Source organism: Chitinophaga oryziterrae (genome assembly GCF_009758125.1).
Lineage (GTDB): Bacteria > Bacteroidota > Bacteroidia > Chitinophagales > Chitinophagaceae > Chitinophaga > Chitinophaga oryziterrae.
The window spans coordinates 371,461-389,767 of the sequence record NZ_WRXO01000005.1 but is presented as its reverse complement, the minus strand read 5'-3'; the positions used below and the strand labels follow the sequence as shown (position 1 = coordinate 389,767).

General features: G+C 43.7%; 15 protein-coding genes and 1 pseudogene. 5 read left to right on the top strand and 11 right to left on the bottom strand.

The genetic code is table 11. From position 1 onward, the window contains the following. The first annotated feature begins 44 nt into the window (after positions 1-44). The gene (locus GO495_RS19245; RefSeq protein WP_157301341.1) at positions 45-770 is read left to right on the top strand and encodes a ferredoxin--NADP reductase; all 726 of its coding nucleotides are present in this window, start codon (positions 45-47) and stop codon (positions 768-770) included. Between the two features lie 108 nt (positions 771-878). On the opposite strand, the gene GO495_RS19240 is transcribed toward GO495_RS19245, so the two are convergent. From GO495_RS19240 to GO495_RS19220, 5 genes are read right to left on the bottom strand one after another with little or no spacing between them, the layout of a single operon-like run. Continuing rightward, positions 879-2,300 (bottom strand): glycine--tRNA ligase, encoded by a 1,422-nt coding sequence (locus GO495_RS19240; RefSeq protein ID WP_157301340.1) that lies wholly within the window; start codon positions 2,298-2,300, stop codon positions 879-881. Positions 2,301-2,330: 30 nt separating this feature from the next. Further along, the gene (locus tag GO495_RS19235) at positions 2,331-3,302 is read right to left on the bottom strand and encodes a YihY/virulence factor BrkB family protein (protein WP_157301339.1); all 972 of its coding nucleotides are present in this window, start codon (positions 3,300-3,302) and stop codon (positions 2,331-2,333) included. Positions 3,303-3,330: 28 nt separating this feature from the next. Then, positions 3,331-3,657 carry a nucleotide pyrophosphohydrolase gene (locus tag GO495_RS19230; protein ID WP_157301338.1) on the bottom strand — a complete coding sequence of 109 codons (327 nt, stop codon included), beginning with the start codon at positions 3,655-3,657 and terminating at the stop codon, positions 3,331-3,333. Continuing rightward, a complete protein-coding gene (gene dtd, locus GO495_RS19225; RefSeq protein WP_157301337.1) occupies positions 3,654-4,106 on the bottom strand; it encodes a D-aminoacyl-tRNA deacylase in 453 nt (150 codons plus the stop codon). The genes GO495_RS19230 and dtd overlap by 4 nt, the downstream gene beginning before the upstream one ends. 12 nt (positions 4,107-4,118) lie before the next feature. Beyond that, positions 4,119-5,417, bottom strand: coding sequence for a hypothetical protein (locus tag GO495_RS19220; protein WP_157301336.1), 1,299 nt, complete (start codon positions 5,415-5,417; stop codon positions 4,119-4,121). A gap of 81 nt (positions 5,418-5,498) precedes the next feature. Between GO495_RS19220 and arfB the strand changes: the two are divergent. Together arfB and GO495_RS19210 are read left to right on the top strand one after the other, a co-directional pair. Next, positions 5,499-5,897 (top strand): annotated as a pseudogene (gene arfB, locus GO495_RS19215) (alternative ribosome rescue aminoacyl-tRNA hydrolase ArfB); the annotation flags it as partial. Positions 5,898-5,922: 25 nt separating this feature from the next. Then, positions 5,923-7,458 (top strand): oligosaccharide flippase family protein, encoded by a 1,536-nt coding sequence (locus GO495_RS19210; protein ID WP_157301334.1) that lies wholly within the window; start codon positions 5,923-5,925, stop codon positions 7,456-7,458. On the opposite strand, the gene GO495_RS19205 is transcribed toward GO495_RS19210, so the two are convergent. Next, entirely contained in the window at positions 7,455-8,093 is a 639-nt protein-coding gene (locus GO495_RS19205; RefSeq protein WP_157301333.1) for an MBL fold metallo-hydrolase, read from the bottom strand. The genes GO495_RS19210 and GO495_RS19205 overlap by 4 nt on opposite strands. Before the next feature lie 56 nt (positions 8,094-8,149). On the opposite strand from GO495_RS19205, the gene GO495_RS19200 reads away from it, so the two are divergent. After that, complete coding sequence (locus GO495_RS19200; protein WP_157301332.1) at positions 8,150-11,539, top strand: hypothetical protein; 3,390 nt, start codon at positions 8,150-8,152, stop codon at positions 11,537-11,539. A gap of 74 nt (positions 11,540-11,613) precedes the next feature. Here GO495_RS19200 and GO495_RS19195 read toward each other — a convergent pair whose 3' ends face one another. Genes GO495_RS19195 through GO495_RS19180 form a run of 4 tightly spaced genes read right to left on the bottom strand, consistent with a single transcriptional unit; the run spans position 11,614 to position 14,326 of the window. Continuing rightward, positions 11,614-11,967, bottom strand: a complete 354-nt coding sequence (locus GO495_RS19195; RefSeq protein WP_157301331.1) for a diacylglycerol kinase family protein — start codon at positions 11,965-11,967, stop codon at positions 11,614-11,616. Between the two features lie 18 nt (positions 11,968-11,985). Further along, the gene (creD, locus tag GO495_RS19190; protein ID WP_157301330.1) at positions 11,986-13,314 is read right to left on the bottom strand and encodes a cell envelope integrity protein CreD; all 1,329 of its coding nucleotides are present in this window, start codon (positions 13,312-13,314) and stop codon (positions 11,986-11,988) included. Positions 13,315-13,365: 51 nt separating this feature from the next. After that, a complete protein-coding gene (locus GO495_RS19185) occupies positions 13,366-13,665 on the bottom strand; it encodes a winged helix-turn-helix domain-containing protein (protein WP_338075446.1) in 300 nt (99 codons plus the stop codon). A 25-nt stretch (positions 13,666-13,690) separates the two neighbouring features. Then, a complete protein-coding gene (locus tag GO495_RS19180; RefSeq protein ID WP_157301329.1) occupies positions 13,691-14,326 on the bottom strand; it encodes a hypothetical protein in 636 nt (211 codons plus the stop codon). A 291-nt stretch (positions 14,327-14,617) separates the two neighbouring features. Here GO495_RS19180 and GO495_RS19175 point away from each other — a divergent pair, with 291 nt between their 5' ends. Beyond that, positions 14,618-17,122: a DUF5686 family protein gene (locus GO495_RS19175; protein WP_157301328.1), complete on the top strand. Its 2,505-nt coding sequence runs from the start codon at positions 14,618-14,620 to the stop codon at positions 17,120-17,122. Here GO495_RS19175 and GO495_RS19170 read toward each other — a convergent pair. Beyond that, a complete protein-coding gene (locus tag GO495_RS19170) occupies positions 17,106-18,290 on the bottom strand; it encodes an aspartate aminotransferase family protein (protein WP_157301327.1) in 1,185 nt (394 codons plus the stop codon). The two genes, GO495_RS19175 and GO495_RS19170, sit on opposite strands and share 17 nt — an antisense overlap. Positions 18,291-18,307: the final 17 nt, after the last annotated feature.

Below are 18,307 nucleotides of genomic sequence, written 5' to 3'. Positions count from 1 at the left end.
AAACGGACTATTTTCGTTAAATTTAAAAGAGAAATTCCACTCAAATGCTAGAACAATGGTATAATGGTTACGTAACCCGTATTGTACAGGAGACGCCTAATACAAGACGGTTCTGGATACAGATCAGGGAGAAGGACTGCTTTGACTTCAAACCTGGTCAGTTTGTTACACTAGATCTTCCCATTCACGAAAAGAAGAATAAACGCTGGCGAAGCTACTCTATCGCCTCTCCGCCGAACGGGACCAATGAAATCGAACTGGTCATTGTATTGCTGCAGGGTGGAGCGGGTACCACCTACCTCTTCAATGAAGTGAAAGAGGGCAGTGAACTGGTGCTGAAAGGCCCCCTGGGCAGCTTCACCTTACCCGAACAACTGGACAAAGAACTCTTTCTCATCTGCACAGGCACCGGTATAGCCCCTTTCCGGGCCATGGCGCACCATATCCATACCCATGGCATTCCCCATCAGCCCGTACATCTTATTTATGGCTGCCGGCAGCAATGCGATCTGCTTTATGCAGAAGAAATGTGGCAACTGCAGGATCAGCTGTCAGGCTTTAAATACCTGCCTACACTCTCTCAGGAAGATAATTCCTGGACGCGTCATAAGGGATACGTACACCTGATCTATGAGGAATTACTGGCCCTGGACAAAAGGCCGGCCTATTTCTTTCTCTGCGGATGGAAGGAGATGATTGATGAGGCGAAACAGCGGATCATGGCTATGGGGTATGACAGACATGATATTCACCTGGAGTTATACGGGTAAATTTGATTTATTTCAATCAAAGACCAATTTTTAGTGATGATGCTTCGCATCATCACTAAAAATTCGAAGGGCTTTTTGCAGGGCTTCGCCCTGCACCCAAAATGCTACCTAGCTGATAGCGTTTAATACGATCTCTTTTACTTTATCTAAAGGAATTCTTTCCTGTTCCATGCTATCCCGATAACGGATAGTCACCATGTTATCTTCTTTAGTCTGATGATCGATTGTTACACAGAAAGGCGTACCAATAGCGTCCTGACGGCGGTAACGTCTACCGATCGCATCTTTCTCTTCATAAAAGCAATAGAAAGAAGATTTACACTGGTCCATCAGTTCCCTGGCGATTTCGGGTAAACCATCTTTCTTAGTTAATGGGAAAATGGCCAGTTTGGTAGGAGCCAGTTTAGCAGGGAATCTCAGCACAACGCGACTATCTTCCTTACCATCTTTAGTCAGGTCCTCTTCCGCATATGCCTCACAGATTGTCAACAGGAACATACGATCCAGACCGATAGATGTTTCTATCACATAAGGAACATAGTTCTGATTGATCTCGGTATCAAAGTACTGTAACTTCTTCTTACTATAAATCTGGTGTTGGGTAAGATCGAAGTCTCCACGGGAATGGATACCTTCTACTTCCTTGAAACCGATCGGGAACTCATATTCAATATCCACTGCCGCCTTTGCATAATGCGCCAGTTTCACGTGATCTTTAAAATGATATCTTTCAGGAGAAGTCCCTAAGCTCAGATGCCATTTCATGCGTTCTTCTTTCCAGTAAGCATACCACTCACCCTCAGTGCCAGGGCGGATAAAGAACTGCATTTCCATCTGTTCGAACTCCCGCATACGGAAAATGAACTGACGGGCTACGATCTCATTGCGGAAAGCCTTACCCGTTTGCGCGATACCAAAAGGTATCTTCATACGGCCGGTTTTCTGCACATTCAGGAAGTTCACGAAGATACCCTGAGCCGTTTCCGGACGCAGGTATATTTCGCTGGCCTCATCCGTCACACTACCCAACTGGGTAGAGAACATCAGATTGAACTGACGGATTTCCGTCCAGTTGGCCGTTTTACTTACTGAACACTTTATCTTATTGTCATCTATTAACTGTTTAAGACCTGCATAATCCGCGTCTTTCTCCAGGATCTCCATTTTAGCTAACAGCGCCTCACCTTCCTCTTTCGGTAAGTCGGCAGCAAATGCTTCTATCAGGTGATCCACCCGGTAGCGCTTTTTACTGTCTTTATTATCTATCATGGGATCGCTGAAACTGTCCACATGGCCGGACGCTTTCCAGGTAGTAGGGTGCATGAAGATGGCAGCATCGATCCCCACAATGTTTTCGTGCATCTGGGTCATGCTTTTCCACCAGTAGTCGCGGATGTTCTTCTTCAACTGTGCCCCGTACTGACCATAATCATATACCGCACTTAATCCGTCGTAAATCTCACTGGACGGGAAAACGAAGCCATATTCTTTACAATGCGCAATAATCGCCGGGAATTTGTTCTGATCCATAATGGCGCAAATATAATAAGGCTTTCGGAATTAACGGGACTCAGGCACAGGCTTTTCCTCTGAAATCCTCGCTTCAAGAGGTGCTGTTGACTCTACAGGAATCTCTTTTACCCATACTGCATAGGCATTAGGCTGGATTCTCGCCCCATGATATTCGGCATATACCTGTGTAAATTCTGCACCAAAATACAGGATAATAGCAGAGTAATATACCCACAGTAAAATAATAACAATAGACCCTGCGGCCCCGTAAGCAGAGCCTACTTTACTGGCTCCCAGGTAAAAACCGATCGCAAATTTACCGATCATAAACAGGACTGCGGTAGTAACAGCCCCCACTATCACATGTTTCCACTTCACCCTGGCATCAGGTAATACTTTGAATATAATAGCAAATAAGAGGGTGATAATAGTAAATGTAAGTGCCAGGTTAACGACATAAATGAACGCCATACTTACATCCGTTATCTGGGGCAATAAGTAAATTAACTGCTTACCGAATAACTCTATCAGTCCGTTCAATGCCAGCGATACCAGCAATATGAATCCCAGGCTGATCACCATGGAAAAGGAGAGCAGGCGGTTTATCAGGATCTTAAGCAGCCCGTTCTTAGGTTTGGCTTTCAACTGCCAGATGAAATTGATGGAATCCTGGATCTCCCCGAATACCCCGGTAGCGCCAAAAACAAGGGTAATCACCCCTACAATGGTGGCCCAGGTGGAATCTCCGGAAAGTGTCGCATTCTTAATCATCTGTTGTATCTGTAAGGCCGCTTCATTGCCTACCAGGTGATTGATCTGCCCGTAAACACTACCTTCTATCGCCTCCCTTCCCAGGAATACCTGGCAAAGTGTAATAATCACGATCAGCATGGGAGCGATGGAGAAAATAGTATAATAAGAGAGTGCAGCACTCAGTTTCAGGACCTTATCATCGATAAAATCACTGCCTGTCTGTTTCAGCACCTGCCAATAACCTTTTATAATTCCGGGACGTTGCATATCATTCATTTATCAAAAAATCTGCCTTTTATTGCAGCTTCCTGTTTTCCTTGTGCCGGGTAGCATCCCGGATATTCTTCTTTTCGAAATTCTTTTCCAGCGCATCGGTCATATCTATCCCCGTTTGATTGGCGATACAGAACAGCACCCACAGTACATCCGCCAGCTCATCTGCCAGCTCCTTTTTCTGGTCCGATTCCTTAGACGACTGATCTCCATATTTCCTGGCCATAATGCGGGCCACTTCACCTACCTCTTCCGTTAAAATGGCCATGTTGGTGAGCTCACTAAAATAGCGCACCCCCACTGTTTTAATCCAGCCATCTATTTTCTCCTGAGCTTCCTGAATTGTCATTCTTTATTTTTTGTATCAATGATAATCGTCACCGGCCCATCATTCAGCAGTGCTACTTTCATATCTGCACCGAAGATACCCGTGTAAATCTGTTTTCCCATATCCAAACCCAGTTGGATAATCATTTGTTCATATAAAGGGATGGCAATATCCGGCTTACCGGCCCGGATATAAGAAGGACGATTTCCTTTTTTAGTAGCCGCATACAGGGTAAACTGGCTCACTAATAAGATGTTACCATCCACTTCTTTTACAGATTGGTTCATTACTCCCTGCGCATCATTAAAGATGCGCAGGTTAGTGATCTTATTACTCAGCCATATAATGTCTTCTGTTGTATCCGCCTCTTCTATTCCCAGTAATACCAGCATCCCGGTGTCTATACTACCGGTAATCTGCTCTTCTACTGTGACAGATGCTTTAGTAACCCGCTGTATAACTGCACGCATATAGGTAACGCTTTAGATACCCTGTACATTCTTCACTTCCATAATATCTTCCGGCTCCAGTTCAGGATAAAATAATTCTATCAGGAAATAATAATAAAGATAAATAAGTGAAAGATAAATAATAAAGCGGTCATCTATCGAATATGCGATGGTGAGAATATTAAACCCGACCGCGACGTACACAAATATTTTATTGTAAGGCAGTCTGATATAAGCAACGATCTTTAGCAGGTATACAACCAACAGAATGCCTATTCCCAGCAATCTCAGTCCGGTAGGCACTACCAGCATATTGTAGATGTTATAAACAGTAACGATAATCCCGATGGTGATCATTATTTTTTTAGCCAGGCCCCTGTCTGCATTTGTATAATCAAGGCCATTATCTACCACTGTCCCTTCTCTTTCCGCGGAGAAAAAACAAAGCGCTACTGCTATGACATTTACACCGGGAATCAGATGCAGCAATAACAACCAGGGACTATACCAACCTGTAGTTAAAGCCCTGCTGGTACTAAGATTACGCATCATTAAAGTCCCCGCATACAGGAATAATACACAAGCCAGCATAAAGATACCACTGATCAATAGCGGTTCTCCGTTCATGCTGTCTTTTGCAAACATTACTTCTATTCTTGTATTCAGATCTCCGACACAGCCCAACCAGATAAAAGATATGGCTATCCAAATGAAAAGATATTCCCATTTGTTCAATACCTGTATTTTGGAATATAGCTTTTCAAAGATATTTTTATTTGAAAAGCCATTCTCAATAAGAAAAACAAGTACATAGTAAAAGATGATATTACACCAGTTCTGCAGGAGGGGGTATATAATGAAATGTGGAGGGCCGCTGCTGAAGGGGTTACCTGTTTTAGGCAGCAGATAAAAAATCAAAGCCGCCAGTATACCTGCTGTGTACTTTTTTTCTGTTCCTTTCAGATGAAACCGGGTAATAATAACCATCAGATAGGCAATAAACATATTCAGATGTGTTATTACGATCCAGTTGTTCACGTTCAGGTGTCCGTCATGATTATTTACTAAATAATCCTCTATGAAAAACTTACCTATAAAATATACATTCAGTAAATATTGCAGTCCAAAAAAAGCAATGATTACGCCGCCGGCAACAGCTGTATTCTTCCATTCTTTCTCTATAATGAATTCCCATAAAAAGAATACTCCTACAATAACGAATGTATTTACGGGAGCAGGTAATGAGTAATAATCAGTAAGTCCCCACGTGATAAGGGCTGGTATAAGGCTTGTTTTTAGGACGCGCAACTGTAAGGAAGTAAGGAAAGTCATGATATAGGTTTTAATAGAAGTGTCCCGAATAAATTACCTTTATTAAATTACGATAATCAATCATAAGAAAAAGTTAATATAATGAGTATAGATCTTTCCCCGGAAATAAATTTCCGGACTGCCCGCAGCGGTGGTAGTGGAGGGCAAAATGTGAACAAGGTGGAAACGATGGTAGAAGGTTACTTTCATGTAGAGGGATCTGTTTTGCTCACGCCCGGGCAAAAAATCCTGGTGCAGGAAAAACTGTCAAATCGTATAAATTCGGAAGGTTTTTTGCAGGTACGTTCTCAGGAAGAGCGCACCCAGCTGGGCAATAAACAGCTGGTAGTTAAAAAAATGAACGAACTTGTGCAGAAGGCTTTAATAAAGCCCAGGAAGCGTATTGCTACCAAACCCTCGAAGGCTGTAAAGGAAAAACGGCTGCAATTCAAAAAGCAGCTGTCTGAGAAAAAACAAGGCCGCAGGAAAGGATTGGAATAATTAATTTTGGTTAAAAATCAGGGCTTTGAGTATTAAATCATTAGCAGGACAGACGATATACTACGGTTTTAGTAACATAGCAAGTAAACTGCTTAACTACTTTTTAACCCCTCTTTACCTGGAACTGATGACGCAGGCTGCCTACGGAGAGATGTCTACCGTATATGCCTACGTGCCCTTTATGAATATTGTACTCACTTATGGCATGGAAACCGCCTTTTTCCGCTTTGCGAAAAAGGAGAACAGTCGCTCCGTGTTAAGTGTATCTACCCTGTCATTATTATTTACCACTATAGGTATCACCATATTATTATTGTTACTGCGCGGTCCTGTGATCAATTCTTATGTAGGAGCGCTGGGGGGGCTGAAAGGGCATCCCGGGTTTTATACAGCCGTAGTAATGATCATGGCATTTGACGCATTAACAGCCATTCCCTTTGCCCAGCTAAGGCTGGAGAACAGGCCGGTACGTTATGCGATCATCCGTATCTCGGGTATCCTCACCACTATTGGGTTCAATGTTTTCTTTTTGGTGTTGGTCCCTAAATTGCGTGCAGCCGGCTGGCATTGGCTGCCACTCGTCGATAAAGATGACCAGGTAGGCTTTATCTATCTCAGCAACATGCTGGGTAGTGCGGTCACCCTGTTGTTATTCCTGCCGCAGTTACTGCGTATTAAATGGGAGTTTGACAGAAAGCTGTGGAGACAAATGCTGAACTATGCCGTTCCCCTGATCATCGTGGGTATGGCGGGGATGGTGAATGAAACCTTCGACCGTGCATGGTTCCTGCCGGAGTTCCTGCCCGGCAATGACATGGAGATCAAGAAGCAGCTGATCGGTATTTATGCCGCCAACTATAAGCTGGCCATCCTGATTACCATGTTCATACAGGCATTTAAGTTAGGCGCAGAACCCTTTTTCTTTAAACAGGCAGAGGGGGTGAATCCTCAGAAGCTGTATGCCCGTATCATGAAACTCTTTGTGGTGCTGCTCTGTTTTATGTTCCTGTTTGTAAGTCTTTACCTGAACGTATGGAAGATCTTCCTGCGTAAACCGGTGTATTACCCGGGAATGAAGATCGTACCGGTATTACTGCTGGCCAATATGTTCTTAGGTATTTATTATAATCTCACTATCTGGTTCAAACTCACAGACCGTACCAGCACAGGCGCCATCATTACCATCATTACGGCAATAATGGCCTTTTTGCTTAACTGGTGGTGGATTCCACGAATGGGCTACTTTGGAGCAGCCCTTGCCACCATGGTATGTTACTTTATCCAGATGACGGTGTGTTACTCCCTGGGCCAGAAGTACTATCCGGTCCCTTACCATCTGCCCAGGATCATCACCTACATTATTACTGCGGTGCTTACCTATTACTGCTTCGATTTCCTGAACCGGAAACTGCTTTCCCCGGATGATATCTATGCGCTCAAGCCATTGTCACTGATAGTCGCGACCCTGTTATTTGGCGCCTATATCTGGTTCATGCTGAAGATGGAGAAGAAAGAGTTTGCCCGCCTGCCCTTCATCGGTAAGTTCGTCAGCAGGATCTAGTGCAGGAACGGATTGTTCTTTTTCTCAAATCCTATGGTCGTAGGCTGTCCATGTCCGGGATATACGGTTACATCATCGGGCAATACGAACAATTTTTCCTGTATACTGTTAATTAATGTCTGATGGTTTCCACCGGGCAGGTCTGTGCGGCCAATGCTCTGGTAGAATAACACATCACCACCAATTACGAACTGCTGTACGGCACAGTAAAAACAAACACTACCGGGTGAATGTCCTGGCGTTAATAATACCACCAGTTCATCATCCCCAAGTTGTATCTTTTCACCCTCTTCCAGGTAACGGGCTGGTTCGACGGAAGGTTCAAAAGGAACATTATACATTTTACCAATCTCGGGAGAACGATCTAATACAATTTTATCTAACATATGTATCTCCAGGCCCACTCCATATGTTTTAGCAACCAGGCGGTTACCAAAAATATGATCAAGATGGCAGTGAGTATTCAGGAGACGGGTAACATTTAACCCCTCTTTTTCGATATACGCAAGTAATTCTTTTCGTTCTTCTTCAAAATAACAGCCCGGATCTATAATTATACAATCCTTTTTTTCGTTTATGAGTAAATAAGTATTTTCCTGAAACGGATTAAAGGTGAAACATTGTATTTCAAGCATTGTTACCGATTTTTGCTAAATTTAACTAAGAACGCAATATTATCAATACTTTCTGTATGAACCGACTTATTACCAGGTTATTATTTACCGGTACCCTATTACTTGGCTCGTATCTTTCACAGGCACAGACCAACTCCGTGGAATTTGGGCAGAACCGCATACAGCATAAGAACTTCAAATGGCGTTACTATCAGACCCGTCATTTTAATACTTATTTCAGCCAAAACGGATTAGAACTGGGTAAATATGCAGCTCAGGTTGCAGAAAAGGAATTGCCGCAACTGGAACAGTTCATGGAGTTCTCTTTCCGTCAACGGGTAAATATTGTGGTCTATAACAGCTTCGGTGAAATGAAGCAATCCAATATAGGCATTGGCGTTGACTGGCAGAATACCGGCGGCGTCACCAAGCTGGTGGGTAATAAGCTGATAATATACTTTGACGGCGACCACGAACATCTGCGTCAGCTGATACGCCAGGGTATTGCCCGCGTAATGCTGGAAAACCTGTTGTTCGGGGAAGATATAGGAGAATTTGCGGGAAATGCTGTATTGATAGATTTCCCTAAGTGGTTCACAGATGGTTTCATTGCTTACGCAGCAGAAACCTGGAACGCTACCCTCGATGATGAACTGAAAGACGCCATCCAATCCGGCAGGTATAAATCCTTCAACCAGCTGGCTTACGAAAAACCATTGCTGGCAGGTCATGCCTTCTGGTATTATGTGGAAAGTAAATACGGGAAAGATGCGGTGCCTTACCTCATGTACATCTCCCGCATTAACCGCGGACTGAAAAAAGGGTTTCAGCAGGTATTGAACCAGAAGCCTAAAAATGCAATGCAGGACTTCATGGTATACAATGCCAAACGCTTCCAGGACGATAACCGCAAACGCAAACAGGTAACCCGCGGCCGTACCGTGGTAGCCCGCGAAATAGGAAAATCCAACTTCTACCGCTTCCAGGCCAACCCAAAGAGCAACAACTACGCAGTGGTGGAATTCACCAAAGGCATCTACCGGGTACAGATCCAGGTAGCCGATAATAAACCTAAAGTATTGCTGCGCAGTGGTGTAAGAATGCAGGAAAGTCAGTTAGACCCCAACTACCCGCTGCTGGCCTGGAACCAGAAAGGTAACCGCCTTGCCATCATCTATGAACATGAAGGCAAGACTAAACTCATGATATACGACCTCATATCCAAAACTACCCTCAGACAGGACCTTAACAAGTTCGACAGGGTTATAGATATGAAGTACTTCTTCGAATTCGATAACTCATTACTCCTGTCCGCTGTGAAAAACGGTCATACCGATATTTACACGTACAGCATCAGCAATAATAAAGTAGAACAGATCACCAATGATGTATACGACGATCTTGATCCGTCTTTCGTTGCCTTCCCTGGCAAAAGCGGTATCATATTCTCGTCTAACAGACCATCACCTACTGCAAAAGGCAGCGATACCGTATTGCCTTCAGGACATTACAATGTGTTCCTGGTAGACAACTGGAACAAGAGCGCTGCCAAACAGATCTCCCAGTTAACAGATATGAAATATGGAGATGCACGTTCACCACTACAATATAATAATACACACTTCACCTTCGTTTCTGATGCCAACGGTATCCGTAACCGTTATGCCGGTTTCTTCAAAACAGAAAGAGCAGGTGTGGACTCCTTATTCTTTGTAGGATCTGAAATACTGCATAACCCCGACAAAACAGAACTGGATTCTGCACTCGCAGATTACGGCGCTACTGAACCGGATTCAGTAATGGCAGTATCCATCACCAAAGACTCTACCTACACCTTCCCATTGACCAATTACCAATATGGTATCAAGGAGTCCAGAGGTGCAGGTGATCAGAGTGAGGTATCTCAGGTAACCCAGCAGTTCGGTTTCAAACGCCTCTTCAAACTGAAAGTAGATACAGTAGCGCTGCGTAAACGTAATGTCAATGCACGTCCTACTACGTTCAGGGCCCGCGAAATGCATGAAGACAGTATCCGCATGGGATTACCTACTTATCATTCCAAACCAAAAGCAGATACGGCCAAAAAGGCAGATTTCTTCCAGAGTGAATTCGGAAGTGAGCCTGCCGACAGTTCCAGCAATGCTGCCGGTACTGCTACCGCCGTACAGATCCCTCAGTTGCAATCCCTGCTGAAATCTGCCAGACTGCTGCCTTATAAACTGAAGTTCTCTTCAGATTATCTGATACTATCACTGGATAACTCCGTACTGATAAACCGGTATCAACCGTTTACCGGACAGCCTACCAGTCCAATCCGACTGGTAGACCCATTGAATGGTTTGATCCGTATCGGTGTAAGTGACCTGATGGAAGATTATAAATTCTCCGGCGGTTTCCGTGTTCCGTCTTCACTGGATGGTTCTGAGTATTTCTTCTCTTTCGCTTACCTGAAAAAACGCTTCGACTATAAATTCACTTACTACCGTAAAGTGGATAAGTACAGCAGCTTAGGTACAGACAGCGCCGGTACTGTCTTAATAGACTACCCTGCTAAAATGAAAACGAACCTCTTCCAGTTAGATGTACGTTATCCGTTCGATGAAGCAAGAAGCATCCGTATGCAGGTAGGATTCCGTAACGATAAATTTGTGGTAGCCGGTTCTGATGAAACAACATTAAAACTGAAAGACTTCCACGATAACTATGCGTTACTGAGACTGGAATATGTATACGACAATACTACCAATCCTGCTATAAACATCTGGCATGGCACCCGCTATAAAATATATGGCGATATGAATGCACAGATCAATGGAGATATGTATCAGATCTTCGGAACAGGCTCCACCGCTAAAGGCAAATTCACTTACAACACAGGGGTGGATGTACGTCACTACGAATCTATCTTCCGCAACTTCATATGGGCTACCCGCTTCTCCGCAGATTTCTCCTGGGGTACACGCAAACTGTTGTACTACCTGGGCGGCACGGACAACTGGCTGAACCCTAAGATCAATACCAATACACCTGTGAACATGAGTGAGAACTATGCATTCCAGACTTTATCCACTCCTTTACGTGGTTACAAACAGAATGCAAGGAATGGTAATAATGTAATGGTATTGAATACAGAATTACGCTTACCCGTATTTGCCACCTTCATGGACAGGCCAATCAATTCTGCTATCATCCGTAACTTCCAGCTCACTTCCTTTATTGATATAGGAACTGCCTGGAACCAGAAACTGAACTTTAAAGATGCGAACTACACTTACTATACCGGCAGTGATGGAACCGTAACAGTGAAAGTAAAAGAAGGTTTCCTCGGACCATTTGTAGGAGGTTATGGTTTTGGAGCCCGTACTACCATCGCAGGTTACTTCCTGCGCGTAGATGCTGGCTGGCCTGCTGTAGGGTTCTTCCGCGGCAAACCAATCTGGTACTTTGGAATGGGTGTTGACTTCTAAAAAATCGTTCTATAAATAAAAAAGGGTGTATCATCTTCTGATACACCCTTTTTTATTTATCAGGATATCGGTTATTATAGATAAGGTATGAAAATGATGCATCCGGTAATCAATGCTATCACTGCAGCAACCAATACCGCTCCGGCTGCCACATCTTTAATCCATTTCACTGCCGGATGATATTCCGGCGACAAATGATCCATTATCTTTTCTATCACGGTATTGAACATCTCTGTAACCCAAACCAATCCTATCACCAGCAGCAACGCAATCCACTGAGATCCTGGCAACCTGTACCAGCATCCTGCCGCTATCACTATCGCTGTTGCCACCGCATGGATACGGGCGTGTGGCTCACTGCGCAGGAAAGCAATAATCCCAGCTATTGCAAACCCAAAACTTCTTATACGCTGCTGCAGATAACTCATGATCTTTTCATTTGAAAACTACAATTCGTTCCACTTAATCTTTCGGCTAAAATACATAACTACTGCCAGTATTATGAACAATCCAAGACTACCCATTAACAGCGCCTGATCTTCAGACCTGATGATCACATAAATAAAGCCATACAGTATCACAAGGATCCCCCCTATACCGGCAGCCATGCGACTACTGCGGAATACACTGGCTGAATAAGCCGTCACCAGTCCTAATGTTAACAGCGCAGATATCAGGTACGCCAGCTGGAAATTCAGTTGTTCTGCAAGGGCAATCAGCAAAGTATAAAAAATACATAAAGCCAGGCCGATGAGTATATATTGTAATGGATGAACGGAGTAACGCTGTAACAGCTCAATAAAATAGAAAACGAGGAAAGTAAGGCCAATAATAAGAATGGCATATTTCACTGCGCGGGTAGATTGCTGATATCCATCAACAGGCATAAACAAGGCTACACCAAAATCGGCAGTGTGTATATCCGCCTTACCGCCGGCAAAACTCTGGGGGAAATTACGGTTGAGGTGAGATACCTGCCAGGCAGCAGTGAACCCTTTCCCATGTACATTATGTTGGTTAGGCAGGAATGCCCCGTCAAAACTGGGATGTGTCCAGCTTGAATTAAGATTTACTATAGTAGACTTCCCTACCGGGGAGAAGGATATTTGTCCGGCCCCTCTCAGGTCCAGGTTAACAGAAAAATTGCCCCCACTCAGGCTATCATTCTCTAATACCAGCGGGATCTTTGTCTGCATACCACTTGGGGCCAGCAGGTTAGCCACACCCGGATTGAAAATAAATTGCTGATTATTCCATTGCAATTGCGCCTGATTGTAAATACCGCGCATATCGGTTACCCCTATCGCCAGGTAGGCATCTTTCAGCAGCAGGTCTTCCTGAGCAATATGCAGTCCTGCAATATCAAGCGGAGAGAATGATCCGCTAATCTGTAAGTGCGAACTGTATACGGCAACTTCGTAAATACCACGCTTGCGGATTTCGGGCAGCAGTTCCCCGTTGACAGTCAGCTTGTCCGGCAGGAACATGGCAACTGATGTTTCACCGGGTTTAGTCACGTAGGGAATAACGATTACCGGCCCGGTGATGGTTTGCATACCACCCCATTTTGCACTGACCTCTTCAGTAGCTTCATTCTGCCGGCGTTCTCTTTCCGAGATAAGGCCCATGATCATAGCGGCAGGTATCAGCAGCAGCATTACCAGGATCCCAATCAGTATCGCCTTGATACCAATCGCGTAACGCTTCATAAATGATACCTCTGTAACGGGTTGTTTTTGTAAGCCTGTGCTTTCGTTTGGATTAGATGTTTCCATGTTGTACTATTTTAAAGTGCTTTGAATTTCAAAGTATAGGGACAAAAAAAATTAGTCTATGGAACGGATCATATTTTCAAGGGCAGCAAGATGGCCTTTGAATGCCTTTTCACCTGCTTTGGTGATAGTATAGGTGGTATTGGTTTTACGGCCTATAAAACCCTTATGTACTTTCAGATAGCCATTCTCTTCCAGGGTATTCAGGTGAGATGCCAGGTTACCATCTGTCAGCTCCAGCATCTGTTTTAAGTCATTGAAACTGACTTCTTCATTCACCATCAGTATACTCATGACGCCCAACCGGATCCGGCTGTCAAATATTTTATTTAAGTTTCCTATGGGATTGTTCACAAGCTCCGCTTTACGTTTTCAATAATTACGCTGATTGCCTTTCATACTTCCACCACATGATTGCACCATAAAAGATGTGCAATACGCCAAATCCAACGGCCCAAAAATAAAGACCCCGGCGTAAATAAAAAACATTCAATATACCCAGTACGATTTCGGCGATCCCAAGGTAACGTATATCTGACAATGTATACTTACTCGCATTCACCAGTGCCAGACCGTAAAATACCAGGCAGGCCGGAGCAACCATTACTTCCAGGTTATTGTATAGTAGTCCGGCGATAAAAGCGCCACCGGCTATCATAGGAATAAGGGCATTGATCAGCACATTCCGGGAAGTAACATCCCAGATGGGCAGTTTGTTACGTCTTGCACGTCTCCAGGTAAAAAAGATACCGCCTGCCAGGGCAAATACCATCACGATCAACGCGAGTACTATCAGCTTTACACGCAACCAGGCAAAGCCCTCAGCATCAAACCTTCCGGAGGTATTCCAGCTTATATAATAATTATGCAGCCAGCCATAGGAAATGCCTGCACCTGCCAGTGCGGCACAACCTGCGAAGATACCACTCAACCCACTAAGGGAAATGAAGCGGCTGCTCCGTTCCATCATACGTTTGATATCGCTTAAGGTATCCAGGTGTTGCTGCTCAGTCATACTTAAAGTACTTTGTATATCAAAGTTACTCATTTAACTCATTCTGCAAAATATATTTTCGACCGGTAGAGACTCTGTTTGCTTTATTTTGATCAAACAGTAATTTTTTGTGATGGAGCTTCGCTCCATCACAAAAAATTGAAGGGATTTTGCAGGGCTTCGCCCTGCACCCAACAATCAAACTGGGTCACTACTTTCGGTCGGCACAATCGCACCTCTCAGCGGTAAGATTATGTATTACAGGGATGCAGAACTTGTTTGGGCCTTAAATAATATAATATTGTCAACCATATGCGAACCTGGACAAGAGGAATAACCCTGATGTTAACTTTCACCGGTATCCCCATGTTGATACTGGCGCAACAGTTTAAGATCAGAGGAGTGGTAAGGGATGCCCACTCTCAGGAAATTATCCCGTTTGTCACCTTACAATTCAAAGGTACCAGTACGGGTATGGTAAGTGATGCCACTGGCAAATACCTCTTTGAATTAAATAGTCTTCCATCAGATTCTATGCTCGTTAGAGTAATGGGCTACCTGACTACCGTACTTCCGGTAGACAGCAACAAATCCGAACAGGTCATCGATTTCGATATCACACGCTCTGACGTTTCTCTTAAAACGCATGAAGTAAAAGCCAATGTAAACTTTGCACTCATACTACTGCATCAGATCATCAGACATAAACCGGAAAACAACTACGATCACTTCCAGAGTTATAAATATGAAGTCTATAACAAGATGGAACTGGACATGAAAAACCTGAATAATAAATTGTTCAAAAACAGGTTCACAAAACCATTCTCTTTCATCCTTAACAATATAGACAGTACTTCGGATGATAAACCCTTTCTTCCCATGTTCCTCTCTGAAAGTCTTTCTGATTATTATTTTCAGCGGAATCCTAAAAAGAGTAAAGAATTGATTAAAGGCAGCCGTACTTCCGGACTGGATAACGAAAGCGTGAGTAAATTCCTGGGGGGTATGTATCAAAACATCAACGTCTATAATAATTTCATTCCTGTTTTCGACAAAGAGTTTGCCAGTCCTATCAATAATAACGGCTCCTTCTATTATAACTACCAGATTGCGGACACACAATATGTAAGTGGGCATCGTTATATCAAACTAAATTTTACTCCCAAACGAAAAGGGGAGAATACTTTTATAGGAGATATATGGGTACAGGATTCTTCTTACGCCGTTCAGAAAACAACACTCTCTGTTCCTGCTGATGCCAATATCAACTTTGTAAGAAACCTGAGTCTGGTACAGGAGTTCAAACAATTACCAGACAGCACCTGGTTCCTGGCCAAAGATAAATTCATTGCAGACTTCTGGGCGCCAAGTCCCAAGCCAGGCAGTACTTTCGAGTTTATTGGCCGTAAAACAACTACTTATGAAAACATAGTCACTAATGATACCAGTGTTACCAATATATTCTATAACAGACATTACCCTGAAAACATTGTATTATTAAATGGTGCTACTGTCCGTAAAGATTCTTTCTGGACACATTCGCGTCATGAAAACCTCAGTAAGAATGAGCTGGGCATTTATAAGATGGTGGATACATTGCAGAAAATGCCATTGTTTCAACACTATTCAAACACTATCCGTTTTCTTGCTACCGGTTATAAACCTCTCGGTAAACTGGAATGGGGGCCCTACTTTTACCTTTTTAGTCAGAACAGGATAGAAGGATTCAGATTGAGATTAGATCTTGGCACAACACCCCGGTTTAACAAGGATCTTTATCTCTATGGATATCTTGCTTATGGCTTTAATGATAAATTATGGAAAGGGGAAATGTCTGCGTTGTGGCTATTGAAAAGGCATCCCCGTACCTACCTGTATGCCGCGTATACTAAAGACTTTGATAACGGTGCTACCTATTATGATGAAGTAGGTACAGACAATATCTTTTCCGTTGCTATCCGAAAGAATAATGTGCCGCAAAAGTTTATGATGATAGAAGAAAAACGTGTGGAGTTCTTTAAAGAATATTACAGCGGATTTTCCAATCAGGTGGCTTTGGTACACAGAAGATATAACGCTTACTCACCGCTGCCCCAGGTGAATTTATTCCCGGTTAAAAAAGATGGTACAGATCTTTTCTCCAACATGGAATTATCTTTAAAAGTACGTTACGCCTGGCATGAAGAATTTCTGGAAGGAAACTTTTACCGTGTTAGTTTAGGTAGTAAATATCCTATCGTAGAAATGAAATATGCAATAGGAATACCCGGAGTGATGCAAAGCGGAAATACCTATCACAAATTATCCGTTACTATTTCAGATTATGTAAAGATCCCTCCATTGGGTATTCTTTACTATAACTTTTTTGGTGGAAAGATCTTTGGTACGTTGCCTTATCAGTTGCTGGAAATACACCCCGGTAATGAAATCTACTACTATAATAAATATGCATTTAACATGATGAACCGGTACGAGTTCCTCAGTGATCAATACGCAGGCTTTAATATAGAGCATACCATCGGTAATGGCATTTTCGGATATATTCCACTGATTAAAAAACTGAAATGGCGTCAGTTCTGGACAGCAAAAGGAGTGGTAGGCAGTCTCTCTCAACAGAATAAAAACATGAATCTAAACCTGGGGTATCCTTTCCGTACCTTACAGGGAAATCCTTATATGGAACTCGGTACAGGCATAGAGAATATTTTTAAATTCCTGAGGGTAGATTTTGTCTGGCGCGTTACGCCATCTTCACTACCGGATGAAACTACCAGTCGCAGATTTGGTGTCTTTGGAAGTTTTAAGCTACAGTTCTAGCTGCCTCCAGTATCATATCACAGGCTTGTTTTATTTCCTCTTCATTAATGATCAATGGCGGCGCTATTCTTAAACATTCAGGAGCAAACAGGAACCAGTCTGTCAGCATGCCTTTATCGATACAATAATCTATCACTTTCTTATTCACGGCAAAACTCTCCATCTCTACTGCTATCATTAATCCCAGTGAACGCACTGCGCGGATGGCCGGATGTTGCAGGTATTTCAGAAACAACTGTTCCTTTGCTTTTACGCTGCTGATCAGATCCTGTTCCAGCAATACTTTAAAACCGGCCATACCTGCTGCGCAAATTACAGGATGCCCCCCGAAAGTAGTCATATGTCCTAACACTGGATTATTCGTCAGTACCCACATCATTTCCCGGTTAGCAATGAAAGCGCCCATCGGCATTCCACCCCCCAGCGCTTTTCCCAGCAAGAGAATATCCGGTATAATACCAAACTGCTCAAATGCCCACAATGTACCATTGCGTCCCAGCCCGCACTGAATCTCATCTAATACCAGCAATGTACCGGTAGCGGTACACTTTGCCCTCAGTGCCTGCAGCCATTCCTTTTGCGGCACCCGGACCCCCGCTTCTGCCTGCACCGTTTCTGCTACCACGCACGCCGTGCGGGAAGTGATACTGTCGAGCGACTCAAAGCTGTTATATTCCAGGTGTTGTATATCAGGTAACAGGGGGCGGTAAGCATTACGCCAGCCCTCATCTCCCATAATACTCATCGCTCCCTGGGTAGAACCGTGGTAGCTGTTATTAAAAGCAATGATCTCTGTTTTACCGGTGTAACGTTTAGCCAGTTTCATAGCCCCTTCTACCGCTTCAGACCCTGAGTTGGTGAAGTATACACAGTCCAGCGAAGCCGGCAGATGTTGGGTCAGCAAGGTAGCAAAGGCGACCTGTGGGGACTGCACCAGCTCTCCATATACCAGCAGGTGCATATATTGTTCCGCCTGATCTTTAATCGCCTGCACCACTGCCGGATGGGAGTGTCCTACATTACATACACTGATACCGGCAATCAGGTCCAGGATCTGTTTACCATCTGCATCCCACATATACATCCCCGAAGCCTTCACTATTTCCAATCCTAAAGGAGCATCTGATAATTGCGCAACATGCCTTAAGAAGAGTTGTCTGTTATTCATACTGCCGCAAAAATACG